This window comes from Micromonospora polyrhachis (assembly GCF_014203835.1).
Classification (GTDB): domain Bacteria; phylum Actinomycetota; class Actinomycetes; order Mycobacteriales; family Micromonosporaceae; genus Micromonospora_H; species Micromonospora_H polyrhachis.
Window position 1 is genome coordinate 5,940,092 of the sequence record NZ_JACHJW010000001.1, and the last position, 26,131, is coordinate 5,966,222.

Annotated in this window: 23 protein-coding genes and 1 pseudogene; 16 read left to right on the plus strand and 8 right to left on the minus strand. The window is 69.5% G+C overall.

What is annotated here, in order from left to right; translation table 11 throughout:
* Window positions 1-5: 5 nt before the first annotated feature.
* The 11 genes and pseudogenes from FHR38_RS26355 (at window position 6) to FHR38_RS26405 (ending at window position 11,515) form a co-directional block, all read left to right on the plus strand.
* Entirely contained in the window at window positions 6-614 is a 609-nt protein-coding gene (locus FHR38_RS26355; RefSeq protein ID WP_184537251.1) for a TetR/AcrR family transcriptional regulator, read from the plus strand.
* A gap of 134 nt (window positions 615-748) precedes the next feature.
* Window positions 749-1,276 (plus strand): crossover junction endodeoxyribonuclease RuvC, encoded by a 528-nt coding sequence (gene ruvC / locus FHR38_RS26360; RefSeq protein WP_184537253.1) that lies wholly within the window; start codon window positions 749-751, stop codon window positions 1,274-1,276.
* Window positions 1,273-1,875: a Holliday junction branch migration protein RuvA gene (ruvA, locus tag FHR38_RS26365; RefSeq protein ID WP_184537255.1), complete on the plus strand. Its 603-nt coding sequence runs from the start codon at window positions 1,273-1,275 to the stop codon at window positions 1,873-1,875. The genes ruvC and ruvA overlap by 4 nt, the downstream gene beginning before the upstream one ends.
* Window positions 1,872-2,942 carry a Holliday junction branch migration DNA helicase RuvB gene (ruvB, locus tag FHR38_RS26370; protein ID WP_184537257.1) on the plus strand — a complete coding sequence of 357 codons (1,071 nt, stop codon included), beginning with the start codon at window positions 1,872-1,874 and terminating at the stop codon, window positions 2,940-2,942. Before ruvA ends, ruvB begins: the two co-directional genes overlap by 4 nt.
* A gap of 120 nt (window positions 2,943-3,062) precedes the next feature.
* Entirely contained in the window at window positions 3,063-3,416 is a 354-nt protein-coding gene (yajC, locus tag FHR38_RS26375) for a preprotein translocase subunit YajC (RefSeq protein WP_221449194.1), read from the plus strand.
* A gap of 164 nt (window positions 3,417-3,580) precedes the next feature.
* The gene (secD, locus tag FHR38_RS26380) at window positions 3,581-5,488 is read left to right on the plus strand and encodes a protein translocase subunit SecD (RefSeq protein ID WP_184537261.1); all 1,908 of its coding nucleotides are present in this window, start codon (window positions 3,581-3,583) and stop codon (window positions 5,486-5,488) included.
* 1 nt (window position 5,489) lies between these two features.
* Window positions 5,490-6,692, plus strand: a complete 1,203-nt coding sequence (gene secF, locus FHR38_RS26385) for a protein translocase subunit SecF (protein WP_184537263.1) — start codon at window positions 5,490-5,492, stop codon at window positions 6,690-6,692.
* An 85-nt stretch (window positions 6,693-6,777) separates the two neighbouring features.
* Window positions 6,778-7,341: an adenine phosphoribosyltransferase gene (locus FHR38_RS26390; protein ID WP_184537265.1), complete on the plus strand. Its 564-nt coding sequence runs from the start codon at window positions 6,778-6,780 to the stop codon at window positions 7,339-7,341.
* A 436-nt stretch (window positions 7,342-7,777) separates the two neighbouring features.
* Window positions 7,778-10,048: pseudogene (locus tag FHR38_RS26395) on the plus strand (RelA/SpoT family protein); the annotation flags it as partial.
* A 175-nt stretch (window positions 10,049-10,223) separates the two neighbouring features.
* Entirely contained in the window at window positions 10,224-11,075 is an 852-nt protein-coding gene (locus FHR38_RS26400) for an alpha/beta hydrolase family protein (protein ID WP_312882418.1), read from the plus strand.
* Window positions 11,072-11,515 (plus strand): MarR family winged helix-turn-helix transcriptional regulator, encoded by a 444-nt coding sequence (locus FHR38_RS26405; RefSeq protein ID WP_184537271.1) that lies wholly within the window; start codon window positions 11,072-11,074, stop codon window positions 11,513-11,515. The genes FHR38_RS26400 and FHR38_RS26405 overlap by 4 nt, the downstream gene beginning before the upstream one ends.
* A gap of 157 nt (window positions 11,516-11,672) precedes the next feature.
* On the opposite strand, the gene FHR38_RS26410 is transcribed toward FHR38_RS26405, so the two are convergent.
* Window positions 11,673-12,509, minus strand: a complete 837-nt coding sequence (locus FHR38_RS26410) for a peptidylprolyl isomerase (protein ID WP_184537273.1) — start codon at window positions 12,507-12,509, stop codon at window positions 11,673-11,675.
* 66 nt (window positions 12,510-12,575) lie between these two features.
* Window positions 12,576-13,469: a peptidylprolyl isomerase gene (locus FHR38_RS26415; protein ID WP_184537275.1), complete on the minus strand. Its 894-nt coding sequence runs from the start codon at window positions 13,467-13,469 to the stop codon at window positions 12,576-12,578.
* Window positions 13,470-13,730: 261 nt separating this feature from the next.
* Here FHR38_RS26415 and FHR38_RS26420 point away from each other — a divergent pair, with 261 nt between their 5' ends.
* From FHR38_RS26420 to FHR38_RS26430, 3 genes are all read left to right on the plus strand, one after another.
* Window positions 13,731-14,450, plus strand: coding sequence for an MBL fold metallo-hydrolase (locus FHR38_RS26420; protein ID WP_184537278.1), 720 nt, complete (start codon window positions 13,731-13,733; stop codon window positions 14,448-14,450).
* Between the two features lie 43 nt (window positions 14,451-14,493).
* Window positions 14,494-15,840: a histidine--tRNA ligase gene (gene hisS / locus FHR38_RS26425; RefSeq protein WP_184537280.1), complete on the plus strand. Its 1,347-nt coding sequence runs from the start codon at window positions 14,494-14,496 to the stop codon at window positions 15,838-15,840.
* A gap of 67 nt (window positions 15,841-15,907) precedes the next feature.
* The gene (locus FHR38_RS26430; RefSeq protein WP_312882419.1) at window positions 15,908-16,852 is read left to right on the plus strand and encodes an acyl-ACP desaturase; all 945 of its coding nucleotides are present in this window, start codon (window positions 15,908-15,910) and stop codon (window positions 16,850-16,852) included.
* Between the two features lie 124 nt (window positions 16,853-16,976).
* Here FHR38_RS26430 and FHR38_RS33350 read toward each other — a convergent pair whose 3' ends face one another.
* The 5 genes from FHR38_RS33350 to FHR38_RS26455 form a co-directional block, all read right to left on the minus strand.
* Window positions 16,977-19,352: an ABC transporter permease gene (locus FHR38_RS33350; protein WP_221449197.1), complete on the minus strand. Its 2,376-nt coding sequence runs from the start codon at window positions 19,350-19,352 to the stop codon at window positions 16,977-16,979.
* The gene (locus FHR38_RS26440; protein WP_184537283.1) at window positions 19,349-20,080 is read right to left on the minus strand and encodes an ABC transporter ATP-binding protein; all 732 of its coding nucleotides are present in this window, start codon (window positions 20,078-20,080) and stop codon (window positions 19,349-19,351) included. Before FHR38_RS26440 ends, FHR38_RS33350 begins: the two co-directional genes overlap by 4 nt.
* Window positions 20,077-20,601 (minus strand): PadR family transcriptional regulator, encoded by a 525-nt coding sequence (locus FHR38_RS26445; RefSeq protein ID WP_184537285.1) that lies wholly within the window; start codon window positions 20,599-20,601, stop codon window positions 20,077-20,079. Before FHR38_RS26445 ends, FHR38_RS26440 begins: the two co-directional genes overlap by 4 nt.
* A gap of 123 nt (window positions 20,602-20,724) precedes the next feature.
* Entirely contained in the window at window positions 20,725-21,579 is an 855-nt protein-coding gene (locus FHR38_RS26450; RefSeq protein WP_184537286.1) for an SGNH/GDSL hydrolase family protein, read from the minus strand.
* Between the two features lie 220 nt (window positions 21,580-21,799).
* The gene (locus FHR38_RS26455; protein WP_184537288.1) at window positions 21,800-22,429 is read right to left on the minus strand and encodes a DUF998 domain-containing protein; all 630 of its coding nucleotides are present in this window, start codon (window positions 22,427-22,429) and stop codon (window positions 21,800-21,802) included.
* 220 nt (window positions 22,430-22,649) lie between these two features.
* On the opposite strand from FHR38_RS26455, the gene aspS reads away from it, so the two are divergent.
* Both aspS and FHR38_RS26465 read left to right on the plus strand, forming a co-directional pair.
* Window positions 22,650-24,461 (plus strand): aspartate--tRNA ligase, encoded by a 1,812-nt coding sequence (gene aspS / locus FHR38_RS26460; protein WP_184537290.1) that lies wholly within the window; start codon window positions 22,650-22,652, stop codon window positions 24,459-24,461.
* Between the two features lie 197 nt (window positions 24,462-24,658).
* A complete protein-coding gene (locus tag FHR38_RS26465) occupies window positions 24,659-25,483 on the plus strand; it encodes an SDR family oxidoreductase (RefSeq protein ID WP_184537292.1) in 825 nt (274 codons plus the stop codon).
* Here the strand turns inward: FHR38_RS26465 and FHR38_RS26470 are convergent.
* The gene (locus tag FHR38_RS26470) at window positions 25,458-26,069 is read right to left on the minus strand and encodes a GNAT family N-acetyltransferase (protein WP_184537294.1); all 612 of its coding nucleotides are present in this window, start codon (window positions 26,067-26,069) and stop codon (window positions 25,458-25,460) included. The two genes, FHR38_RS26465 and FHR38_RS26470, sit on opposite strands and share 26 nt — an antisense overlap.
* Between the last annotated feature and the right edge of the window lie 62 nt (window positions 26,070-26,131).

Below are 26,131 nucleotides of genomic sequence, written 5' to 3' on the forward strand. Positions count from 1 at the left end.
GGACAATGCCTGACATGACGACTGACGCGGGTGTTCCGAGGTCCCCCGGGCGACCTCGGAGCACCCGCGCGGACGAGGCGATCGTCGACGCCGCACTGGACCTGCTCGCCGAGGGCAACACCGTCGACGCGCTCGCCATCGAGGCGATCGCCACCCGGGCCGGGGTGGGTAAGGCGACCATCTACCGGCGCTGGCCGAACAAGGTGGCGTTGCTGCGTGACGCGCTGGCCACCCTCAAGGGACCGCCGCCGGTCCCCGCCGGCCACTCGATCCGCGACGACCTGGTCACCCTGCTCGGCCCGGTCGGCTCCCACGAAGACCCGCGCGCCACCCGAATCATGCCGTGCCTGGTGCCCGAGATCCACCGCAGCTCGGAGCACTACCGGATCTACCAGGAGATGCTCGAACCGCGTCGGCAGTTGATGCGCGACGTCCTGCGCCGGGGGATGGCCTCCGGCGAGCTGCGCGCAGACCTCGACATCGAGTTGACCATGTCACTGCTGACCGGTCCCGTGCTGTTGCAGCGGTTGCTGCACTGGCATCGGATCGACGAACACGATCTGCCCGAGCGGGTGGTCGACGCCATCCTCGCCGGCATCGCCATCCGACCCTGATCCGCCATCCCGGAACAGCCGCCCGTCCGGTGTGTCCCCGTGCGCCGGTGTCACCCCCGGCCAGTAGGGTGTCGAACACACGTACGTGCGGCCGGATCCGAGGGTGGGCCGGTGGACCGGGGGAGGGGACCGCATTGCGGGTGCTGGGCATCGACCCGGGGTTGACCCGGTGCGGCGTCGGTGTGGTCGAGGGACTGCCCGGTCGGCCGTGCACCATGGTCGCCTACCACGTTGTGCAGACCGATCCGGGCGAGGAGCTGCCGCTGCGCCTGCTGCGACTGGACCAGGAGCTGACCCGGCTGGTGGCCGAGCACGAGCCGGCCAGTGTGGCCGTCGAACGGGTGTTCAGCCAGCACAACGTTCGTACCGTGATGGGCACCGCGCAGGCCAGCGCGATCGCCGTACTGGCCGGGGCCCGGGTGGGGTTGCCGGTGCAGACCTATACGCCCAGCGAGGTGAAGGCGGCGATCACCGGCTCGGGTCAGGCCGACAAGGCCCAGATGACCAGCATGGTCACCCGACTGCTGCGGCTGGACGCCCCGCCGAGGCCCGCCGACGCCGCCGACGCGCTGGCGCTGGCCATCTGTCACATCTGGCGTGGCGGAACCCGGTCCAAACTGGCCGCGGCAGCCGACCGGGTCCGACAAGGAGGAACGAGATGATCGCCAGCGTGCGCGGGGTCGTCGCCGCGGTCTCGCCCGCCGGGGCGGTGATCGAGGTCGGCGGGGTCGGTCTGGCCGTGCAGTGTGCGCCGGGCACCGTGGCCAACCTGCGGGTGGGCGAGCCGGCCCGGCTCGCGACCAGCCTCGTCGTACGCGAGGACTCCCTCACCCTCTACGGCTTCGCCGACGACGACGAGAAGCACCTCTTCGAACTGCTCCAGACCGCCAGCGGGGTCGGCCCCCGGCTGGCGCAGGCGGTGCTCGCGGTGCACACCCCCGACGCCGTACGCAAGGCCATCGCCAACGGTGACACCGCCGCCCTGACCCGGGTGCCCGGGGTCGGCAAGAAGGGTGCCGAGCGGTTGGTGCTGGAACTGCGGGACAAGATCGGCCCGGTCCCGGTGGGTGCGGACGGCGCGGCCGGGGTCACCGCCGGGGCGTGGCCGGAGCAGGTGCGCCAGGCGTTGACCGGGCTGGGTTGGACGGCAGGGCAGGCCGACCAGGCGGTGGCCGCCGTGGCGGAGAGCCTCGACGGGCCGGTCCCGCCGGTCCCGGTCCTGCTCAAGCAGGCGATCCGGCTGCTCGGTAGGACCCGATGACCGCCGAGCCCGAGGGCCTGGTCTCGGCGTACGCCAGCGACGCCGAGCGCGATGCCGAGGCGACCGTACGCCCGAAGCGGCTGGCCGAGTTCATCGCCCAGCACCGGGTACGCGACCAGCTCGACCTGCTGCTGCGTGGCGCGATGAAGCGCGGTGCGCCGCCGGACCACATCCTGCTCAGCGGCCCACCTGGCCTCGGCAAGACGACCCTGGCCAACATCGTCGCCGCCGAACTGGGGTCTGGCATCCGGACCACCAGCGGTCCGGTGATCGAGCGCTCCGGCGATCTCGCCGCGATCCTGACCAGCCTCGCCGAGGGCGACGTGCTCTTCATCGACGAGATCCACCGCATCGCCAAGCCCGCCGAGGAGTTGCTCTACAGCGCGATGGAGGACTTCCGGGTCGACGTGGTGGTGGGCAAGGGCCCGGGGGCGACCGCCATTCCGCTTGACGTCGAGCCGTTCACCCTGGTCGGCGCGACCACCCGGGCCGGGTTGCTGACCGGTCCGATGCGTGACCGGTTCGGCTTCGTGGCGCACCTCGACTTCTACGCCCCGGCCGAGTTGGAGGCGCTGCTGCAACGCTCGGCCCGGATCCTCGGCGTGCCGATCACCGACGACGGGGCGGCGGAGGTGGCCCGCCGGTCGCGGGGTACGCCCCGGATCGCCAACCGGCTGCTACGCCGGGTACGGGACTTCGCCGAGGTCCGCGCCGACGGGGTGGTGACCCTGGAGGTGGCACAGGCCGCGTTGCGCGTCTACGACGTGGACGACCTGGGCCTGGACCGGCTGGACCGGGCGGTGCTGACCGCGCTGGTCGACTCGTTCCGGGGCGGGCCTGTGGGGCTGTCCACCCTCGCGGTGGCGGTCGGGGAGCAGTCGGACACGGTCGAGGAGGTGTGCGAGCCGTTCCTGGTGCGGGCCGGTCTGCTGGCCCGTACGCCCCGAGGCCGGGTGGCGACCGAGGCGGCCTGGCGGCACCTGGGCAAGCCTGTCCCAAATGGTACATTTAGTGGCGGTGTCGCTCCGGCGCCCGATCTATTCTCTCGGGACCCTGATCGTCCGTGATCCGTTCGTGATCCGTGCCACCTTCGGCGTTCCCAGCAACAGGGATTAGACTCGCCGCCGTCTGTACAGGACGTGAGATCCTGCCTCCGCTCCGGTTCCCTTGGGCGCGGTCGGAGGCCAATGGGAAGGTCATTGACCGTGTTTTACGCAGCAGAGAACAGTGGTGGAGCCGGCAGCTTCATGCCGATCCTCATGATTGTTCTGCTTTTCGGCGTTATGTATTTCATGATGATCCGGCCGCAGCAGAAGCGGCGCCGCGAGGCGGAGCAGATGCAGTCCGGGATTGGCCCGGGCGACGAAGTGGTGACCATTGGTGGCCTCTACGGCACCGTTGCCGGCGTCGATGACGAGACGGTGCTGCTGGAGGTGGCGCCGGGGGTCCAGACGCGGTACGCCCGTCCCGCCGTCGCTCGTGTCGTGAACAAGGCGACCCCGGCCGAGACGGTCGTCGAAGAGGTGGAAGTAAAGGAGTGACCTGTCCTCGCCAAATCGGCCAGGATAGGTAATATATCGAAATATCTGAAAGCCGCGTCCGGCGTACCCCAGCGCCTGGCGCGGTACGAACGTCGCCGGGTATACCGGCGCCCCACTCGCCGCGGAGCATCAGCGGCCGAACCGCGCAGGGAGACAGGACAGCCGTGGCACCACCTCAGGGACAGATGCGGCCCGGGCGGCAACTTGCCGTACTCGGGCTCATCTTTGCCGTCCTTTACCTCTTGGTCTTCTTCGCTGGCGCCAGCGGCGGTTGGAAGGAGCGCCTGGAGCCGAAACTCGGTCTGGACCTCATCGGTGGCACCCGGGTGACGCTGGAGGCGACCACCAGCGACGGCCAGCCCCCGTCCGAGGGCAACCTCGAAGAGGCCCGGCGGATCATCGAAGACCGGGTCAACGGTTACGGCGTGGCCGAGGCCGAGGTCGTGGTCGAGGGCAACCGGAACATCGTCATCTCGCTGCCCGGTGAGAACCGCGACCTGAAGGACGTCGGTGCCGCAGCCGAGCTGCGCTTCCGTAAGGTGCTGAAGGTTACCGACGGCGGCGGCGTCGCCGCCCCCGCGCCGGCTCCCTCGGGCAGCGCCACCCCGACCCCGGGTGCCTCGGGCAGCCCCGCCCCCGGCGCGTCCGGCACCCCCGCCCCCGGAGCCTCGGCCTCGGCCGGGGCCGGCGGCGGACAGGGCGGCATGGCCCCGAGCGCCACGCCCACCGCGGAAGCCAACGTCATCAGTGCTCCGGCTGCGACGCCGAGCGCCTCGGCTCCGGCTGACCCGGGTGCCGCCCAGAGCATCGAGCAGCAGCGGGCCGCCATCCAGCAGAAGGTCGGCGCGGCGGCCTGGCAGACGGCCAGCGCGCTGCAGGCCCCGGCGGACGTCACCCAGGACCCGACGGTGGCCGAGAAGCTCAAGCCGTTCGGTGCGCTCTCCGGTCGCGAGGTCGGCGCGCTGACCCCGCAGATGCAGTTCAACATTCCCACGATCACCTGCGCCCAGCTCGACGACCGGGCACCGGCCGCGATCCGGGACGAGAGCCAGCAGGCCGTGGCCTGTGAGGGGCCGGTCAAGTACTTCCTCGACGTGGCCAAGGTGCTGGGCACCGACGTCAGCGACGCCAACGGAGTGCTCGACCAGACCACCAGCCAGTGGGTGGTCAGCCTCGACTTCACCGGCGAGGGCCAGAAGAAGTGGACCAACCTGACCCGGGAGGCGTTCAACAACGAGGGACAGGCGTGTGACGCCGGTGCACTGGGGGACAGCGGCAAGTGCCGGGTGGCGGTCGTACTCGACAAGAAGGTGATCTCCGCTCCCGAGATCCAGGGCGTGCTGACCGGTAACTCGCAGATCACCGGCAGCTTCACCAACCAGAGCGCCAACGAACTCGCCGGCCAGCTACGCTACGGCGCGCTGCCGGTCACCTTCGAGCAGTCGGAGGCGCAGACCGTCACCGCGACGCTGGGCGCCAGCTACCTGCGGGCGGGTCTGCTGGCCGCCGGTATCGGCATGCTGCTGGTCGCCATCTACGCGTTCTTCTACTACCGCCTGCTGGGCACGGTCATCTTCCTGAGCCTGATCATGTCGGCGCTGCTGGTCTTCGGCGCGCTGGTGGTGCTCGGCCGGCAGATCGGCTTCACGCTGACCCTCGCCGGTATCGCCGGGTTCATCGTCTCGCTCGGTGTGGCGGCCGACTCCTTCGTCATCTACTTCGAGCGGCTCAAGGACGAGATCCGGGAAGGGCGCAGCCCGCGTAGCGCGGTACCCCGCGCCTGGACCCGAGCCCGCCGTACGATCATCTCGGCCAACACCATCACGATCATGGCGGCCGTCGTGCTCTACATCGTCTCGGTCGGCACGGTGAAGGGCTTCGCCTTCGCGCTGGGTCTGGCCACGGTGCTCGACCTGGTGGTGGTCTTCCTCTTCCGGCATCCGATCATGACGATGTTCGCGCGGACCAGCGCCTTCCTGTCGCCACGGGTCAGCGGTCTCGGCCGGGTGCTCCAGTCAAGCGACCAGGCTGAGCCGGTCAACCCCCGCAACCCGCGCGCCAAGGAGGCCTGACATGAGCGGTCGTAGCGGTCTGGCCACCCGGCTCTATCGGGGCGAGGCCGGCCTCAACATTGTCGGTAAGCGGAAACTCTGGTTCGGCGTCGTGGCCGTGCTGGTGCTGATCGCGATCGGCAGCATGGTGATCCGGGGCTTCGGCCTCGGCATCGAGTTCAGCGGCGGTAACGCCTTCCAGGTCCCGGCGAGTGTCGGCACCCTGGAGGATGCGGAGAAGACGGTCAAGGAAACCATCCAGAGTGTCGGCGGCGAGGAAAAGCACGTCGTGTCGACCCAGCGCATCGGTGGGGCCAACGGCACCTACGAGATGCGTACCACCGACCTGGACACCGAGGAGTCGGCGCGGGTCCAGCAGGAACTGGCCCAGAAGTTCTCCATCCCGGTCGACCAGGTCAGCGTCAATCGGGTGAGCGCGGCCTGGGGTAGCCAGGTCACCGAGCGCGCCCTGCTCGGTCTGGTGATCTTCATCGCGGTGGTGATGGTCTACCTGATCCTGCGCTTCGAGTGGCGGATGGCGGTGGCCGCGGTCTCGTCGCTCGTTCTCGACCTGCTGCTCACCGCCGGTATCTACTCGCTGGTCGGCTTCGAGGTCACCCCGTCGACGATCATCGGCTTCCTCACCATCCTGGGCTTCGCGCTCTACGACGTGGTCGTGGTCTTCGACAAGGTCCAGGAGAACACCAAGTCGATCACCGGCAGCGGCACCCAGACCTACGGCGAGGCGGCCAACCTGGCCATCAACCAGACCCTGATGCGGTCGATCAACACCGGTCTGGTGTCGTTGCTCCCGGTCGGCGGTCTGCTCTTCATCGGTGCCGGTCTGCTCGGGGCGGGCACCCTGAAGGACCTGGGCCTGGTGCTCTTCTTCGGTATGGGCATCGCGGTCTACTCGTCGATCTTCTTTGCCACGCCGGTGCTGAGCGTGCTGAAGGACTACGAGCCGCGCATCCAGGCGCACACCAAGCGGGTCCTGGCCCGTCGGTCGGCGATCGCCTCGGGCGAGGTCAAGCCGAAGGGTGCGGCGGCGCGGGCGCGCACGACGGACGAGTCGGCGGACGAGGTGGAGGAAGACGCGGCGCTCGCCGGTGCGACCCCGAAGGTCGGTAGCCGACCGGCGGGCAAGCGCTCGGGCGGTGCGCGTGGCGGCCGTCCGGCTGGCGGTGGCGGCAACCGACCGGGTGGCGGCAGCAAGCGACGCTGACCCCCGGAACACGCCGGTGACAAGGCGTCCGGCATGCTGTGCGAGCAGCATGACGGACGCCTTGTTTCGTGAGAAAGAGGACCAGGTGACGGAGACCCAGACCGAGGTACGGGGAGACAGCGGCCCGGCCACGGCACAGCTGGTGGCGAGCCGGGTGCTGGACGTGCCCGACTTCCCACAGCCGGGCGTGATGTTCAAGGACCTCATGCCACTCTTCGCCGACGGCGCGGTGTTCCGCGAGGTGATCGACGGCATCGTCGACTACCACGGTCGGGACTCCTTCGACGTGGTGGTGGGCATCGAGGCGCGCGGGTTCGTGATCGCCGCCGCCATCGCGTACGCCACCGGTGTGGGTGTCGTCCCGGTGCGTAAGGCGGGCAAGCTGCCCCGCCCGGCGTACGCGGCCTCCTACGCGCTGGAATACGGCGAGGCGACGCTGGAGGTGCATCAGGACGCCTTCACCGCCGGTCACCGGGTGCTGGTGGTGGACGACGTGCTGGCCACCGGCGGGACCGCAGCGGCGACGCTGGACCTCGTCGAGCGGGCCGGCGGACAGATCGCCGGCTTCACCGTACTGTTGGAGCTGGCCTTTCTCAGCGGTCGGGAGCGACTCGCACCCCGCCCGGTTCATGCATTGTTGACCGTCTAGGCGACTGCCGTTCCGTCGGTCGGCACGGTACGGGTCGAGGGAGGGCATCGGACCGCCCCGGCGGGTACGATTGCCTTTTCCTGGCCAGGTAGAGACCGTTCCGCCTGGGAACACAGGAGCCGGCCAGCCCGGGTTCGGGTGGCCCGTTCCGGAAGGTGTGAGGAGGCCGGTGTCCCACGATGTCGTCCCTCCGGTGGAGGGCATGGTGCATCCGACTGGCGAGGCCAAGAGCGCCGCGAACGGTTCGCCCGAGCAGGGCGGTCCGCCGACGGCCGGCCAGACGTCGTCGACCCGTAACGGAGCCGGTGTCGAGGGTTCCCCCGCACCGGGCGCTGCTGCCGGTGCCGGATCAGGCGCCTCGCCCGCGCCGGTACGCGCGTCCGGTGAGTCCGCCGTGGCGGTGCGTACGACCGGTGACGACGGGTCGGGGCCCTCCGGCTTCGGGCTGGCCAGCGCCCCGACCGGTAGGCGGGTCCGGGCGCGGTTGGCCCGGTTCAACGCCCCCTGGCAGACCTCCCAGGTCAGTGAGGTGCTGGAGCCGCTCATCGCGGCGCATCGCGAGCACCACCCCAAGGCCGACGTCCGGCTGTTGCAGCGGGCCTTCGACCTGGCGGCCCGCTGGCACACCGGGCAGTACCGCAAGTCCGGGGATCCGTACATCACCCACCCGCTGGCCGTGGCGTCGATCCTGGCCAATCTCGGGATGGACACCACCACCCTGGTCGCGGCGCTGCTGCACGACACCATCGAGGACACCGACTACCGCCTCGACCAGATGCGGGAGGACTTCGGCAGCGAGGTCACCCTGCTGGTCGACGGGGTCACCAAGCTCGACAAGGTCAAGCTCGGTGACGCGGCCAAGGCCGAGACGATCCGCAAGATGGTCGTCGCGATGGCCAAGGACCCCCGGGTGCTGGTGATCAAGCTGGCCGACCGGCTGCACAACATGCGTACGCTGACCTTCCTGCCCCGGCCGAAGCAGGAGCAGAAGGCCAAGGAGACGCTGGAGATCCTGGCCCCGCTGGCCCACCGCCTGGGTATGAACACCATCAAGTGGGAGCTGGAGGATCTTGCCTTCGGCACGCTTTTCCCGAAGCGTTACGAGGAGATCTTCAGGCTGATCGGTGAGCACCAGCCGCAGCGCGAGGCACTGCTGCGCCAGGTCACGCAGAAGGTGCAGGTCGACCTCAAGGCCGCGAAGATCAAGGCGGAGACGACTGGACGACCCAAGCACCTCTACTCGATCTACCAGAAGATGATCGTGCGGGGTCGGGACTTCAACGACATCTACGACCTGGTCGGGGTGCGGATCCTGGTCGACACGGTGCGCGACTGCTACGCCGCGCTCGGGGTGATCCACGCGAACTGGCAGCCGGTGCCGGGCCGGTTCAAGGACTACATCGCGATGCCCAAGTTCAACATGTACCAGTCGTTGCACACGACGGTCATCGGGCCGACCGGTAAGCCGGTCGAGATGCAGATCCGCACCTACGCCATGCACCGTACGGCGGAGTTCGGCATCGCGGCGCACTGGAAGTACAAGGAGCAGAAGGGCGCGACGATCGTCGGCCCGCCGGCGCACATCGACGAGATGACCTGGCTGCGGCAGCTGCTCGACTGGCAGCGGGAGGCCAGCGACCCGAGCGAGTTCCTGGACGCGCTGCGGTTCGACCTGTCCAGCCAGGAGGTGTACGTCTTCACCCCCAAGGGGGACGTGATTCCGCTGCCGACCGGGTCGACGCCGGTCGACTTCGCCTACGCGGTGCACACCGAGGTCGGGCACAAGTGCATCGGCGCGCGGGTCAACGGCAAGCTGGTGCCGCTGGAGTCGACACTCTCCAACGGCGATGTCATCGAGATCTTCACCTCGAAGTCGGACACCGCCGGCCCGACCCAGGACTGGCTCGGTTTCGTCAAGAGCCCCCGGGCCCGGACGAAGATCCGGCAGTACTTCAACAAGGAGCGTCGCGAGGAGGCGATCGAGGCAGGTAAGGACGCGATCGTCAAGGCGATGCGCAAGCAGGGGGTGCCCCTGCAGCGGATGCTCAGCTCCGACAACCTGATGACGATCGCCCGGGACCTGCACCTGGCCGATGTCGCCTCGCTCTACGCGGCGGTCGGCGACAGTCAGGTCTCCGCCCAGTCGGTGGTGCAGCGGTTGATGGCCACCTACGGCGGCGAGGAGGGCGCGGTCGAGGACATCGCCGAGACCGCCGTGGCGACTCGTCCACCCCGGAGCCGGGCCAGCAGCCACGACCCTGGCGTGGTCGTACGGGGCGTCAGCGACGTCTGGATCAAGCTGGCTCGCTGCTGCACCCCGGTGCCACCGGACACCGTGTTCGGGTTCGTCACCCGTTCCGGTGGGGTCAGCGTGCACCGGGACGACTGTGCCAACGCCGAGGACCTCAAGGTGCAGAGCGAGCGGATCGTCGAGGTGAGCTGGAAGCTGACTTCGGCCTCGACGTTCCTGGTGGCGATCCAGGTGGAGGCGCTCGACCGGCACAAGCTGCTCGCCGACGTGACCCGGGTCCTCTCCGACGAGCGGGTCAACATCCTCTCCGCCACGGTCACCACCACCCGGGACCGGGTGGCGGTGAGCCGGTTCAGCTTCGAGATGGCCGACCCCAAGCACCTGGGGCACCTGCTGGCCGCCGTACGCAAGGTGGATGGCGTCTTCGACGCGTACCGGGTCACCTCAGGCGCCTGAGCGCTGACGACTACCGGGTAGGAGGCTCCTACCCGGTACTCAGGCTGCTCGGTGTGCTTGCCCTGCTGCCCTGCCTGCCTTGCCTGCCCTGCCTGCCCTCTTGGCCACAGGGGAGCCGTCCCGTAAATTATTTCGTATGCGAAGTGACTCGCCAGTAACATCCGAGGTCGTCCGGGTGCCGGTACAGAAGGCGGGGGAGATCTCGGGCACTCTGTGGTGGCCGCCGGACCAACCGACCGCCGCCGTGGTCATCCATCCCGCGACCGCCACCCCCGAGCGGTTCTACGCGGCGTTCGCGACCTATCTGGCCGAGAACGGGCTCGCTGTCGTCACCTACGACTATCGGGGTACCGGCAAGTCCGGGTCACCGCGCAGCCATCGCGCACTCCGGATGCGCGACTGGATGGATCACGACGTCCCGGCCGTGGCCGCCTGGACACGCCAACGGTTTCCGCGACTGCCCCAGCTCGCCATCGGACACAGCGTCGGTGGGCACGCCCTCGCCCTCGGCAACGGCATCGAGGAACTCACGGCGCTCGCGTTGGTCGCTTCGCATGCGGGGGAGACGCGTACGATCCCCGACCCCGTCGAGCGGATGCGGGTCCGGCTGGTGCTGAACGTGGTGGGGCCGTTGCTCGGCACGGTGCTGGGCTACGTCCCCGCGCGACGCATCGGGTTGGGCGAGGACCTTCCCGCCGCCGCCATGACCGAATGGGGCCGATGGTCCCGCCATCGCGGCTACTACTTTGGCGATCCGTCGATGCGGGCGTTGGAGCGGGCAGCCACCGTCACCCAGCCGGTACTGGCGATCGGGTTGCACGACGATCCATGGGCCATACCCCGGCAGATCGACGCGATCACCGACCATCTCGTCTCCGCCCGGGTCGAGCGTCGTACGTATTCCCCGGCTGACGCCGGGGTGCCGTCGATCGGCCACCACGGGTTCTTCCGCCGTACCGTCCGGGATACGCTCTGGCCCGAACTGTTGACCTGGCTCCAGAAACAGATCGCTAACCTTGCGCAATGACGGACATCGGTCCCCCGCCCCGGTTGGTCTTCCAGCTCACCGTCGCAGAGCGGTCGGTACGCCGCTGGATCGACGCCCGGTCCGGCGACACCGGGATCGGCGCGGCCGGGGCCGGTGTGCTGTTCCACCTGGCCAGCCACGATCATGCGTCGATCGGTGACGTGACCGCCGCCCTCGACGCGTCCCCGTCCGGGATGAGTGGGCTGGTCAACCGGCTCGAACGCGCAGGTCTCCTGAGCCGGTCGTCGGACCCGGCCGACGCTCGCGCCACCCGGCTCACCCTGACCCCCCTCGGTCGGCAGACCGTCGCGTCCGCCCGGGTCGTCCTGGGCGGGCTCAACACCCGCCTCACCGACGGGTTCACCACCGAGGAGTTACAGGTCGTGAGCCGGTGGCTCACGCGCATCGCGCACGAGCTGCGTCCCGGGGCCAGCGACTGACCGAGGAGGACCGACCGGGGGCCTGCGACTGATCGGGCCCAGTCACTGAGCGGGCGCAGCCACGGGGCCAGCGACCGGACCGAGGGCAGAAACGACCGAAGCGGCTGGTTCGTCGTCCGGACGACGAACCAGCCGCTTCGAGAGGTCTGGCGGCGGGTCAGCCCTGCGGGGCGCTCATCACCAGGCTCTTGATCAGGACTTCCTTCTTCGGGTGGCCACCGCCGGCCGACTGGCCGAAGGCGTTGTCGTGCCCCGCCGCGCCGACCTGCTTGACGATGTCCATGCCGCTGGTGATGGTGCCCAGCACGGTGTAGGCCGGGTCCAGCTCAGAGTCGCCGTAGACGATGAAGAACTGGCTGCCGGTGCTTCCCGGCTGGCCCGAGTTGGCCATCGCGATCACGCCCTCCGGGTAGGCCGGACGCTTGTCGGTCGGCAGGTTCTCCTCGGCGAACCGGTACGCCGGGCCGCCCGTGCCGTCGCTCTCCCGGTAGCCGGCACCGGTGGCGCTCGGGTCACCGCACTGGAGCACCTGCAGGCCCTCGGTGACCAGCCGGTGGCACTTGGTGTTGTCGAAGAACTTCTTCTCGGCGAGGTGGGTGAAGCTGGAAGCGGTGCACGGGACGGCCGCCAGGTCCAGTTGCGCGACGATCGGGCCGAGGTTGGTGTCGATCGTCATCACCTGGCTGCCGGTGTTCTTGGCCTCGACCGGTGGCAGGCCGACATCCTTGGTCTGCGGGCTGCGCTGCTCCGCCGGTGCCTCGATCCAGCTACACACCGCCGCCCCGGCGGTTGGCGTCGTGCCCTGGTCCTTGTCGTCGTCACCGAGGCTGGTCACCAGCCACACCGCACCGGCCACGACCAGTAGCAGGGCTGCGCCCGCACCGATACTGGCCTGCAGCTGACGGCGCTTGCGGGCCTGGGCGGCGCGCTCGGCCATCTCCTTTTCCAGTCGTGCCCGCGCCGCAGCGCGCTGCCGCTCTCTGGTGGACGTCACGGTGGCTCCTCCTGGGCTGTCTGGGCGGTGCGTATCTAGTCTGCGGTCTGTCCGTGGCCGAGCAGGTCAGGACTTCGCGGCAGCGGTCGGGGTGGCCGAGGGCGCGGTGGTCGGGGGTACGGCGCTCGCGGTCGACTCGACCGGCGTACCGGTGGGGTCTACCTCACCAATGGTGAGGCTCTGCACCACCACGTCCGACTTCGGTGTCACCTTCGCCCCGGAACCATTGTCCACGGTCTCCAGGGCGCCGATCTTCTGGACCACGTCCAGCCCGCCGGTGACCTTGCCGACAATCGGGTAGCCGGGCTGGGCCGGGCTGAAGTCCTTGAAGAAGATCAGGAACTGGCTGCCGTTGGCCCCGGGGGCGTTGCTGGTCAAGGCCACCGTGCCCGCCGGGTAGATCGCCGGCTGGCCCGGCGCCGGACTCGCCGCCGGCACCGACGGGATGTTCTCGCTGACGAAGGAGTAGGTCGGGCCGCCCTGCCCGGTGCCGCTCGGGTCGCCGCAGCGCAGCGCCCCCTCGTCGGTGATCTCGTGGCACTTCGTGTTGTCGAAGAACGAGTTGCTCGCCAGATGGGCGAAGCTCGCACCCGCGCACGGCGCGTTGCCCAGGTCGAGGGCGACGGTGATGGGAGCGCCCTGGTTGGTGGTGATGGTCATCGGGCGGGTACCGGCGTCCGGCAGCCCCGTCGTGGCCGGCTTGCCCACCTCTTTGAGGTTGCTGTTGCCAGACGAGTCCTGGGGAGTCCAGGCACAGATCTCCTTGGCGGTCGGGGTGGACTCGCGGTCGAAACCGCCGAGCGCCCAGACCGAGCCGAGTACGACGAGCGCCAGTGCCACTGCCGCACCGATACCAGCCTGGATCTGTCGCTTCCGTCGGGCGGCGGCCGCCCGACGGGCCATCTGCCGATCGAGCTTTGCCCGCGCCAGTTTTCGCTGCCGGTCCCTGCTGGAAGCCACCCGCGCTCCCCTTTCCTCTGACCCGGATCCCGTGGCGGACGGCAGGCTGCCGTTGTCGGGCGTCAAGTGCGCCACGCCACACGCCCGCCAGAGTGTACGGCTATCGGCTGAGAAAGTGGTGTACGAGGTCGACCGAGTGGTGATCGGACAGCATCATTGTTGCCACTGATACCAACGGGAGTGGTGTGTGCCCGCGAAAAGCGGGACGGAGCGACGGATAGTCTTTCCTGGACGACAACCGTGGACGGGAGGATATCCGACGTGTTGATCGCCGGCTTTCCCGCTGACTTCCTGGGCACCAATTGTTATGTGGTGGCCCCCGGTCGCGGTGAGCAGTGTGTCGTGGTCGACCCCGGCATGGGGGTGCTGGACCAACTCGACGCCGTACTCGCCGAGCATCGACTCCAGCCGGCCGCCGTCCTGCTCACCCATGGGCATCTCGACCACACCTTCTCGGTGACGCCGGTATGCGGGGCGAAGGGCGTCACCGCCTACATCCATCCGGCCGACCGGGAACTGCTCGCCGATCCGACGAAGGCGCTGTCGACGGACCTGAGTCAGATGTTCGGCGGCCGGCTGCCGTACACCGAGCCGGAGGACGTGGCCGAGCTGACCGACGGCGCCACGATCACCCTGGCCGGGCTGGAGATCACCGTCGACCATGCCCCCGGCCATACCGGCGGGTCGGTGCTGTTCCGACTGCCGGCGGCCGGCTCACCGTTCGAGGCGGAGCAGCTCTGCCTCTCCGGAGATGTCCTGTTCGCCGGTTCGATCGGCCGCACCGACCTGCCGGGCGGCAGTATGCCGGCGATGTTGACCAGCCTGCGGGACAAGATCCTTCCGCTCGCCGACGACACCGTCGTGCTGCCCGGCCACGGACCCGCGACCACCATCGGCCGCGAGCGCGCGAGTAACCCGTACCTGCGGGAGGTCGCCGACCGCGACGGCACGCGCCCGGCCGGTCCCACCCGAGGCTGGTAACCACACCCGGCGCCACGTCGCACCGGGAGTTTCAAGGAGCATGATGAGCAAGCCCACGCCGATCTCCGGATTTCCCGAGTGGCTGCCGCCGCAGCGGATGATCGAGCAGTACGTCCTGGACCACATCCGTAACACCTTCGAGCTGTACGGCTTCGCCCCGCTGGAGACCCGGGCGGTGGAGCCGTTGGACCAGTTGCTGCGCAAGGGCGAGACCTCCAAGGAGGTCTACGTGGTGCGGCGGTTGCACGAGGATCCCGCCGAGCCGACCGGGGATGACGCCCTGGGTCTGCACTTCGACCTGACCGTGCCGTTCGCCCGGTACGTGCTGGAGAACGCCGGCCGGTTGCAGTTCCCGTTCCGGCGCTACCAGATCCAGAAGGTGTGGCGCGGAGAACGACCGCAGGAGGGGCGCTATCGCGAGTTCCTTCAGGCCGACATCGACATCGTCGACCGGGACACGCTGCCGGCGCACTACGAGGCGGAGTTGCCGCTGGTGATCGGGGACGCGTTGAGTGGGCTGCCCCTGGGCCAGTCCGCCGGCCAGTCGCCGATCCTGATCCAGGTCAACAACCGCAAGGTCTGCGAGGGGTTCTACCGGGGGATCGGGCTGACCGACCCGGAGGCGGCGTTGCGGGCGGTGGACAAGCTCGACAAGATCGGTCCCGACCGGGTGGCGACGCTGCTGGTGGACACCGCCGGGGCCAGCCCGGCACAGGCCAAGGCATGCCTGGCGCTGGCCGAGATCTCCGCGCCGGACGCATCGTTCGCCGAGGCGGTGCAGGCGCTGGGCGTACAGGATCCGTTGTTGGACGAGGGCCTGGCCGAGCTGGTCGCGGTGGTGGAGACGGCCGCCGCACACTCGCCGGGGCTCTGTGTGGCGGATCTGCGTATCGCCCGGGGGTTGGACTACTACACCGGCACGGTCTACGAGACCCAGCTGCGCGGATATGAGCGGTTCGGCTCGATCTGCTCGGGTGGCCGGTACGACAACCTGGCCACCGCCGGCAGCACCCGGTTCCCCGGTGTGGGCATCTCGATCGGAGTGTCCCGGCTGCTCGGTCTGCTCTTCGGCGCCGGGGCGTTGACCATCTCCCGGAGCGTGCCGACCTGTGTGCTGGTCGCGCTCGGGGCCGAGGAGCAGCGTCCGGCGAGCAACCGGATCGCCGAGGCGCTGCGTCGCCGGGGTATCCCGACCGAGGTGTCCCCGTCCGCCGCGAAGTTCGGCAAGCAGATCCGGTACGCCGAGCGGCGGGGCATTCCGTACGTCTGGTTTCCGGGGGTCGACGGGGCGACCGACGAGGTCAAGGACATCCGCTCGGGCGACCAGGCGCCGGCCGTGGCCGACGTGTGGAGCCCGCCGACGGGGGACCTTCGACCCGTCCTCGGGTGAGATCCACTGGCGTTTCGCGCGTTCTTAACCTACGGTGGCGTAAGTTACGCCACCGTAGGGAGACGCCGTGACCGCCCGCACCGCCCCGCTGAGTCAAACCGCCCTGCTCCTCGAACTCGAACCCGTCGTCGCGAGCAACCTCGACCGGCACCTCGGGCTCGCCAAGGAATGGTTCCCTCACGAGTACGTGCCGTGGAGTGAGGGGCGGACCTTCGACGGCCTGCTCGACGGGGAGGCATGGTCACCCGAGGACTCGAAACTGTCCGACGTGGCCCGTACGGCGCTCGTGGTCAACCTGCTCACCGAGGACAACCTGCCGTCGTACCACCACCAGATCGCGACCCTGTTCGGTCGGGACGGCGCCTGGGGGACCTGGGTGCACCGCTGGACGGCGGAGGAGGGGCGGCACGGGATCGCCATCCGCGACTACCTGACCGTCACCCGGGCGGTCGACCCGGTGGCGCTGGAACGGGCCCGGATGGTGCACATGTCGACCGGGTACAGCAACGCCCACGACAGCGAGATGCTGCACTCCATCGCGTACGTGTCGTTCCAGGAACTGGCCACCCGGATCTCCCACCGCAACACCGGCAAGGCCACCGGCGACCCGGTCTGTGAGCGGTTGCTGGCCCGGGTGGCGGCCGACGAGAACCTGCACATGGTCTTCTACCGCAACCTGCTCGCCGCCGCGTTCGAGGTGGCGCCCAGCCAGACCATGCGGGCCGTGGCCGACGTGGTGGCCGACTTCCAGATGCCCGGCAACGGCATCGAGGGCTTCGCCCGCAAGTCGGTGGCGATCGCCCTGGCCGGCATCTACGACCTGCGCCAACACCGCGACGAGGTACTCGCACCGGTGCTACGTCAGTGGGACGTCTTCAACGTGTCCGGACTGGACGCCGATGGCGTGGCCGCCCAGGAAGAGCTGGGCCGTCAGCTTGAGGAACTGGATCAGGCCGCCGCTCGCTTCGAGGAGAAGCGGGACGCCCGGCTGGCCCGGCTCGCCAAGCGCTGAGGTGTGGCTCGCCAAGCGCTGAGGTGTGGCTCGCCAAGCGCTGAGGTGTGGCTCGCCAAGCGCTGAGGTGTGAGGAAGGGCCCCTGTCGAGGCAGAAGCGATAAGAAGAGGCCCTTCCTCATCTCTACTCGGTGCGCAGGCCGCCCGGCTTCAGCAGTCGCCACAGTGCCGGCAGGCTGAGTGCGGTCACCAGCAGTACGACCGACAGCGCGAGACCGGACATGCCGAGGATGCTCGACCAGTCGAGGCGTACCTGTTCGTTGGTCATCTTCAGCAGGACCGCACCGAGCGCGGTGCCGATGCCGATCGCCAGCGCCAGTCCGAGCACCACCGGGATGGCCGCCTGCCAGAGGATCGACCAGCTCAGCGTGGTGCGTCTGGTGCCGAAGGCGACCAGCACCGCCAGCAGCCGCCGCCGTTCCCGTAGCTGCTCCAGGGTGTTGACCAGCAGACTCATTGCTAGCAACGACAGGGTCGCCACCACACCGACGTACAACCCACGTTGGATGTCGGCGAACCGGTTGGTCGCCTCGCTCTCCAGCAGGATGCTGACCCGGGTCAGCGGACTGACGTCGCCCGCAGCGTTGCGGACCAGTTCGACGGCGTCCGGCACGTCCGGGTCGAGGCGTAGGAAGACCATCAGGTCCAGCTTTGGCAGCCGGGTCGCCTCGACCGCGCCGGGGGTGGCCAGGATCCCGGCGAGCAGCCGCCCCGCCGGGTCCGGCCGGGACGTGGCCGACCGCGCGTCGGCCGGCACCGTCCAACTTTGATACGTCGAGTCGTAGTGGCTGAAGATCTCGACTCGCTGTCCGGGTGCCGGCGGAAGCGGCTCGCCGGTGAATTCCGGTTGCTCCGGCGGTACGACGAAGACGTCACCATCGGTGCAGCGGTCCACCGTGACCACCTCGGCCAGGGACGGACAGTCGCCGATCAACAGCAGGCTGGTTGGTGGGTCCTGATCGGGGATGGGGGTGGCATTGGCGGGCCGAAGGTTGGTGTGGGCGAGGCTCGCGACGGGGGTGACGCCGGAGAGCGCGGTGAACCGCTGGGCATTCTTCCGGGCCGTGTCCTGGTCGACGCCATCGAGGTAGGTCACGGCCTGGGCGCGGGTGAGGTCCTGCCCGGTGGACTGGGTGTAGTTCTCCGCGACTCCGGCGAAGAGCATCTGTAGCGCGATCCCGCCGGCGACCGCCACCGCGATGCCGTTGACCATTCGGGTCGAGGTGCCGCTGTCGAGTTGCAGCCGACGTACCGCCAACTGCCAGGGCAGGTTGCCATTGGGCAGCCGGTGTACCACCTTCTCCACCAGCCACGGCAGCAGCGCGGTCACCCCGACCAGCAGCAACAGTACGCCGACGACGACCTGGGTCTGATCGAAGGTGTCCCCGGTTTGGTCGATCCCGCCCAGCAGCGGAATGAGCAGCCCGGTGCCGACGACCGGCAGGAGTAGCCGCCACCAGAGTCGGCGGGTGGCCCCACCGGACTTGCGGACCACCCCCAGTGGCTCGATGACGATCCGGCGCAGGGTCAGCAGGGTGACCCCGACCGACGCCGCCGGTACGGCGAGCAGGATCACCGTGGCCAGCACCGGGTCCGGCCGGACGGACTCGGTGAAGACACTGAGACCTTCCAGGGTGACCAGTTCGATGAACTGGCGGCCGACGAGGAAGAAGGCGACCCCTGCGGCGAGTCCCAGCGCGGACAGGAACAGCGCCTCGCCCGCCGCTATCCGGCGGGCCATCCCGCCGTCCGCGCCGACCAGGCGCAGGGCGGCCAACCGGCGGTCGCGCTGTGCCCCGCCGAAGCGGATCGCGGTGGCGATGAAGACCGCGACCGGCAACAGCAGTACGACGAACGCGATCACGACCAGCAGCAGGAGCACCGGGTCCAGCCCCTCGTCGGGGCCCGCGTCGAACTCGCCGAACCGGTCGATGCGGAGCACCGCGCCACCGTGACTGAGCTGGTCGCTGCCGAGATAGAACGCGTACTCGTTCGGCCCCTCCAGCCCGGCGTCGCCGATGACGCCGACGACGGGCTGCGACAGCCGGGGGCGCAGCAACGCCCCCTCGGGCGAGGCCAGCAGCTCGGCCAGCTTGGGGGAGACGATCAGCTCGTTCGGCCCGGGCAGCCGGGTGAGCCCGGGTGGGACGGGGGCCTGCGGGCCCTCCGGCTGTAGGACCCGGCCCCGGATGGACCTGCCCCGGTAGTGGGTGCCGGCCTCGGCGACCAGGAGCGTGGCGGCTGAGGCCGACGGTTGCTCCCCACTCAGGTGCAGGTCGTTACGTGCGGCAGTCCGCTCGGAGCGGGCGTCCATCATGGTCGAGAGGGAGGCCGCCAGCAGCAGCATCGCGATTCCCAGCCCGACCCCGATGGCGGCCATCCCGGTGCGGAGCAGGCCCCCGCGACCTCCGACGGCGGCCATCCGGGCCCCGAGCAGCAGTTCCCGGGCCCACCGAACCGGTCCCGGCTGCCGGCCCGCCGGGCCGGTTGCGCGGGTCACGGTGCCACCAGGGTGGTGTCCCGGGCGCGGCCGTCGCGGACCACGATCTCCCGATCGGAGTACGCCGCCACCCGCGCCTCGTGGGTGACCAGTGCCACGGCGGCCCCGGTCTGCCGGGCGGCCTGGGTGAGCAGCTGCATCACCCGCTCGCCGTTGAGCGAGTCGAGCGCGCCGGTGGGCTCGTCGGCGAAGACCACCCGGGGTTCGGTGACCAGGGCCCGAGCGACCGCGACGCGTTGGCCCTGGCCGCCGGAGGCTTCACCGGGCCGTTTGCCGGCCACGTCGGTGACCTCCAGCCGGTCGAGCCAGTCGTGGGCCCGCCGTTCGGCCTCCTTACGTGTGACGCCGTCGAGGCGCAGCGGCAGGGCGACGTTCTCCAGGCAGGTCAGTTCGGGTACGAGTTGGCCGAACTGGAAGACGAAGCCGAACTCGCCCCGCCGCAGCGCGCTGCGCTCCCGGTCGGACATGGCCGACAGCTCCTGGCCCCGGTAGTGCACCCGACCCGAGTCGGGCCGCACGATGCCGGCGAGGCAGTGCAGCAGGGTGGACTTGCCCGAGCCGGACGGGCCCATGATGGCGACGACCTCGCCGGCTGCGACGTGCATCGACGCACCGGCCAGTGCCGGCGTCGACCCGTACGTCTTGTGCAGGTCGGTCGCGGCGAGCAGCGGGGTGCTGGGCTGTGGTGTGCTGGGCACGTCGTAACCCGGTGGGGGTGGGGTGGTCATCGGCGGACCGCCGTGGCGAGCTGGTCGAGTCGCGCGGTGGTCAACTCCAGCCACCGCAGGTCGGCTTCCAGGTGGAACAGCGCGTGGTCGCAGATGAGTTGGTCGGCGAGATCACCGTCGGCCTTGCGGCGGGTGAGTTCGCGCATGAGACGCAGGTGTTCGGCGCGCTGGGTGTCCAGGAGTTCGGCGGCACCCCGGCCGGTCAGCAGGGCGAGCAGCACCTTGGTGTAGAGGGTGCTCTGCAGATAGGCGTCCGGCTTTTCCGGTTGGGACAGCCACCGTTGCACGTCGGTGATGCCGGCGGCGGTGATGGTGTAGCGCTTGCGCTCCGGCCCGCCGCCGGGCTCGACCCCGTCGACCTCGACGAGTCCCTGCTTCAGCAGCCGGGCCAGGGTCGAATAGACCTGGCCGTAGTGCAGTGGGCGGCTGTGTGCGAACCGTTCGTCATATTCGCGCTTGAGGTCGTAGCCGTGCCGAGGCTGGGCTTCCAGGAGCCCGAGGAAGGTTTGTCCGACTGACATGTCGAAGGACTATACGCGATGCGTATACGCGCGGTGTATACGCATCGTGTATAGCTGTTTGAGCAGGCCTTATCGCTGTCCGTGTGTTGTCTCGCGGGCCGGTGGCGCAGGCGAAGGTGAGGGCTACCAGCCGAAGCCGGCGGCGTACGACACGTCGGCGAGCACCCGCTGGCCGCTCGCGTTGGGGTGGAAGTAGTCCCAGCCGGAGAGCTGTCCGAGGGTGAACGGGTAGTTGAAGACCGCGTTGCCGTCGAACCTGCAGTTGACGCCGTACGCGACACACGCCTGGGCGAGTTGACCGTTGAAGTCGGCGACCCGCTGACGTACGCGGGCGCGCCGGTCGACGTCGGCCTGGGCGGTGGACGTCGGATTGGCCAGCAGCGACTGGCAGATGCCAAAGAGCGACCAGGTGTTCCGGGCGCTGGAGCTGTCCTTACCGACCGCCCACAGTCGGTGTACGTCCGGAATGCTGATCAGGTAGACCTTGGCGTTCGGCAGCCCCGACTTCAGTTGGTTGAGTGCGGCGTCGATGTTCGCCCGGTAGGTGGTCACCGACGTCATCGTCGACTCGGAGCTGGTGCAGGCATCGTTCGCGCCGATCAGCATGGTGACGTATCCGACGCCCTGGGAGACCGCGGTGCTCGCCTGGCCCGCCATGTCGGCGGACTTCGCGCCGGACTTCGCGTCGTTGTGGTTGCGGCCGTTGATGGCGGAATTGACCGCCCGGATACGCGGGTAGTGGCCGTTGACCGAGGTGTCGTCGCCGGTGCTGAACGAACGCGAGGTGCAGTCGACGTACCAGCCGCAGGCGTTGAAGCCCCGGGTGATCGAGTCGCCCAGGCTCGCCATCGAGCTGGGCGGGGGGCCGGGATCTGCGGCTGTCGGGGAGGCGCTGGCGGGGGCGGCGGCCAGTGCGGCGGCTGCGGTGACGGCGGAGAGGAGGATGGGGAGGAGACGGCGGCGTCGAGCGAGCGGCATGGTGGCCTCCGGATCGCGGTAGGACCGGGGAGCTGAGCTCCGGTGGCCGGGATCGTATAGACGTTAATCACTTGTTGCAACCGTCGGTCGGGTGCTGTCGAAGGTGGGGTGAATTAGCTCAACATCGGTTGCCTTCGATCTCTCGTACGCGAATAATCCTCTCGCGTACGTGCAGGTCCTCCTGATTCCAGGCTCTGGCCACCGCGCGTTCGGACGCTGGCTACCGCACCTCGGCAACGGTCGTACGGTGTGCCGCGCGACGGGTCGTCAGCACCACGACCAGTGGCCAGCACGCCTGAGTGCCGGCGGCTATCCGCTCGGAGAGGCCGATCCACGAGCCGCGGGACTGGAGTTCGAACGCGAACCAACCCACCAGTACGAGCAGGAGCCCGGTCACCGCCAACGCCACCGCCGGTCGCAGCGCCCAGGCGAGAGCGCTTGGCCATGCCCCGCTCAGTCGCCCCACCAGCACCGCCCCGGCCGGCCAGAGCGCGACCGAGAGGCAGGCGACCGAGGCGATCACGCCATGAGCGTCGGAGGGGCCCGCCTCGGGCTGTGGGAACAGCGTGACCAGCATGGTGGCGATCCCGCCGATGGCCAGGATGGCCCGACCGACCACCGGTACCGGGCGCAGGCCGGCGGCGGTCAGCAGGTAGCAGGACCCGACGGCCAGCAGCGTGAGGTTCATGATCCAGCGATCGGCGGCACCGTTCGCGGCGAGTTCGCTGATGGTGTCGTCCACTCCGTTGTAACCGTCAGGCTGACGTTCCCCTGCCACGGTCCAGCCTGCGAAGAGCAGCACCGGTGCGGCGGCTGCGGGCAGTAACGTCCACCATGGCGGAGGTCGCACCTGGTAACCGTATGATCACCGAAGGGGTGGGTAGATCGAAATCCGGGAACCCGGCACGTTCGGGATCGGAACCCGAGCCGGTAGTGGCGTTGGCTGTCCCTGCCCGTCCTGACCCGATGCGGGACCGTCCTGACAGAATGCGGGGCAGCACTCGTACTCCGGCCGGACCGCGACAACGTGGGCCGTCCGGACGCTCGGTACCCGTGAGGAGACGCTTTCCGTGATCCGTACCCATGACGCCGGCAGCCTGCGCGCGACGGACGCCGGCACGACGGTGACACTTGCCGGCTGGGTGGCCCGCCGACGCGACCACGGCGGCGTGATCTTCGTTGACCTGCGCGATGCCTCCGGGGTGGTCCAGGTGGTCTTCCGCGAGGAGATGGAGTCCGCGCACGCCCTGCGCAACGAGTTCTGTGTCCGGGTGACCGGCGAGGTGACCCGCCGGCCCGAGGGCAACGAGAACCCGGACCTGGCCACCGGCGAGGTCGAGGTGACCGCCACCGTACTGGAGATCCTCTCCGAGGCCGCGCCGCTGCCGCTGCCGGTCGACGACCAGATCGAGGCCGGTGACGACGTACGGCTCAAGTACCGCTACCTCGACCTGCGGCGCAGCGGGCCGGCCGCCGCCCTGCGGCTGCGCTCCAAGGCCAGCCAGCTGGTCCGCAACGTGCTGCACGACCGGGACTTCCTGGAGATCGAGACGCCGACCCTGACCCGGTCCACCCCGGAGGGGGCCCGGGACTTCCTGGTGCCGGTACGCCTCCAGCCCGGCACCTGGTACGCCCTACCGCAGTCACCGCAGCTGTTCAAGCAGCTGCTGATGGTCGCCGGCATGGAACGCTACTACCAGATCGCCCGGTGCTACCGGGACGAGGACTTCCGGGCCGACCGGCAGCCGGAGTTCACCCAGCTCGACATCGAGATGTCCTTCGTCACCCAGGACGACGTGATCGAGTTGGGCGAGGCGATCGTCGGCACGCTCTGGAAGGAGCTGGCTGGGCACGAGATCAGCCTGCCGATCCCCCGGATCACCTGGCACGACGCGATGGACCGGTACGGCTCCGACAAGCCCGACCTGCGCTACGGCGTCGAACTGACCGAGCTGACCGAATACCTGCGCGGCACCGAGTTCCGGGTCTTCGCGGGGGCGATCGACGCGGGCGGCTACGTCGGTGCGGTGGTGATGCCCGGCGGTGCCTCGCAGACGCGTAAGGAACTCGACGGCTGGCAGGACTGGGCCAAGGCGCGCGGTGCCCGGGGCCTGGCCTACGTGGTGCTGGACGCCGAGAGCGGCGAGGCACGGGGGCCGGTGGCCAAGAACCTCTCCGATGCGCACCTTGCCGGGCTGGCCGACGCGGTCGGGGCCAAGCCGGGTGACGCGGTCTTCTTCGCCGCCAGCGCCAACCGCCGCGAGGCGCAGGAACTGCTCGGCGCGGCCCGGATCGAGATCGCCAAGCGGGCCGGGCTGATCGACGAGAGCGCGTGGGCGTTCTGCTGGGTGGTCGACGCGCCGATGTTCGAGCGTACGGACGACGGTGGCTGGACCGCCGTACACCACCCGTTCACCTCGCCGAACGCCGACTGGCTGGACCGGTTCGAGTCCGCGCCGCAGGAGGCGCTGGCCTACGCGTACGACATCGTCTGCAACGGCAACGAGATCGGTGGCGGTTCGATCCGTATCCACCGGGCCGACGTGCAGCGTCGGGTCTTCGAGCTGCTGGGCATCACCCCGGACGAGGCGGACGACAAGTTCGGCTTCCTGTTGGAGGCGTTCAAGTACGGCCCGCCGCCGCACGGCGGCATCGCCTTCGGCTGGGACCGGACCTGCATGCTGCTCTCCGGGGCGGACTCGATCCGTGAGGTCATCGCCTTCCCGAAGACCCGGGGCGGGTTCGACCCGCTGACCAGTGCGCCGACGCCGATCACCGCGCAGCAGCGTGCCGAGGCCGGGGTCGACGCCAAGGCCAAGCCACCGACTGCGCCGGTGCACACCGGCACCGCTGGCGTCTCCGCCCCGGTCGAACCCTCCTGACCCACTCGACCTGTCTGCTGTCCGTTCTGCTGTCCCCGGCGCCCCGCCCCCTGCCCGTTGATCATGAAGTTGTGGCCGAGAAATGTCGGCCGTCTTCCGGGTGAAAACTTCATGATCAACGGAGCGGAGCGGGGTGGAGCGGGGTAGGGCGGGAGAAGGCGGGGTGGAGCGGGAGCGGGATGGATTGGGGAGATGGTGTGACGCTGCTGGTGGTTGGGGCGAGTGGACACCTCGGGGGTGAGGTGTGTCGGCGGGCGCTCGCGGCGGGGCAGCGGGTGGTCGGGACGTATCGCCGGGCTCCCGGTGTCGTCGACGGTGTCGACTGGCGTCCGTTGGACGTACGTGACCGGGCCGCCGTGGGTGCGCTGATCGGCACCCTGCAGCCCCGGGTTGTCGTCAACTGTGCCTTCGAGTACGCCAGTTGGGTGGTCACCGCGGACGGAGCCGCCCACGTGGCGCTCGCCGCAGCCGAGGCGGGTGCCCGGCTGGTGCATCTGTCCAGTGACGCCGTACATGGGGGACGCTGCACTCCCTACCTCGACGACGAGCCACCCGCCCCGGTCTTCCCGTACGGGGCGGCGAAGGCGGCCGCCGAGACGGCTGTACGACTGGTTGATCCGAGCGCCGCGCTGGTGCGTACCTCGGTGATCGTCGGTGACGCGGCGAGCAGGCAGGTAAGGCTCTGCTTCGACGCCATCTCGGAGACGGGCAGTGTCGCCCTGTTCTCCGACGAGATCCGCTGTCCGATCTCGGTCGACGATCTGGCGGCGGCGGTGCTCGAGTTGGTCGAGTCCGACCATGCGGGGCTGATCAATGTGGCGGGCCCGGAGGCGGTCAGCCGGGTGGAGTTCGGGCTGCTGGTGGCCCGCGTTCACGGTCTCGACCCGGCCCGGATGCGGACCACCACCATCGCCGAGTCGGGCCTTGCGCGCCCGCCTCAGGTGCAGCTCGACAGCGGTCGGGCTGCCGCGTTGCTGACCACCCCACTACGGGCGGTCAGCGAATTCCTGTCCCGGCCCTGACCGTTCGGGTGGCCATACCCGTTGTCGACCCCTCACCGGGACCGCCACTGTCGATCCAGCGGACCTCGCCGTCGAGCATGGTGTCCGACGGGTTCAGGCCGAGCGTGCGGGCGACGGCTACAGACGCGTCGTTGCCCGGATGGATGTGGGCGACCAGCTGATCCACCCCTTGTTCGCGTAGCCAGTGCGCCATGGTGAGCGCCCCCTCGCGGGCGTAGCCGTTGCGCTGGTGGTCGACGCCGACCACCCAGGCGAGCGCCGCCTCGATGCCGCCGGTAATCGGGCGGGTGAGCGTGGCCTGCACGGTGCCGACCAGCTGCCCGTCCGACACTCGGCGCAGCATCCAGTTCAACCAGCCTTGCGTGCCGTCCGGTGACCGTCCGACGGACTGCCGGCGGTACTGGGCTTTGAGCTGCGCGAACGACCGGGGCTCCCCGCCGGTCCAGGTGTGCAGCCGTATGTCGGCGAAGACCGGGACGGCCTCCTGCGCATGCTCGACGCGAAGCGGCTCCAGGCGTAGGCGTGGGGTCAGCAGAGGGGCGGCGGCGAGCCATGCCGCTGGATCTGACACCGCTGGATCAGGCATCGCAGGAGCGTATCGCGCGTGATTTCACAGATCGGCCCACGGTTGTGCACAAAACTTGTGCA